Consider the following 500-nt stretch of genomic DNA (forward strand, 5'->3'; position numbering starts at 1 on the left):
CGAAACGTTGACCACGGTGGCTGAGGATGACCTATGAGTAATCAAACGATAGTACGAGTAAGGGACGTCATGGCTGCTACTTACGTTATGGTAGATGGACTGATGACCGTATACGAAGGCATTACTCTGGCAAAGAAATATCAAGTGAAAGCGCTAGTGGTCAAAAAGCGCGATGACAACGACGAATACGGCATTGTGCTAATGAATGATATTGCGAAGAAAGTGTTGGCAAATAACCGTGCCCCTCAGCGCACCAATATCTACGAAATCATGACTAAGCCTGCTTTGTGTGTCGATCCAGATATGAACGTCAAATACTGTGCTCGTCTGTTTGAGCGATTTGGGATCAGCCGCGCGCCCGTGATTGAAGATGGCGAAGTGATCGGCATGGTGAGTTACAACAATATCGTGATTAATGGCATGGTCAGAGAGGATGGCTAAACTGTGTAAGTAACATGCGTAATATTTTTCTCAAGTCAGCGACATGCGTCAATCTCTAA

The 500-nt window shown here is 45.4% G+C and carries 1 protein-coding gene; it reads left to right on the top strand.

Annotation, left to right across the window (positions count from 1 at the left end; genetic code table 11):
- The first annotated feature begins 33 nt into the window (after window positions 1-33).
- Window positions 34-441, top strand: coding sequence for a CBS domain-containing protein (locus R8N49_RS30985; RefSeq protein WP_005454537.1), 408 nt, complete (start codon window positions 34-36; stop codon window positions 439-441).
- Window positions 442-500: the final 59 nt, after the last annotated feature.

This window comes from Vibrio sp. 1978 (genome assembly GCF_033344345.1).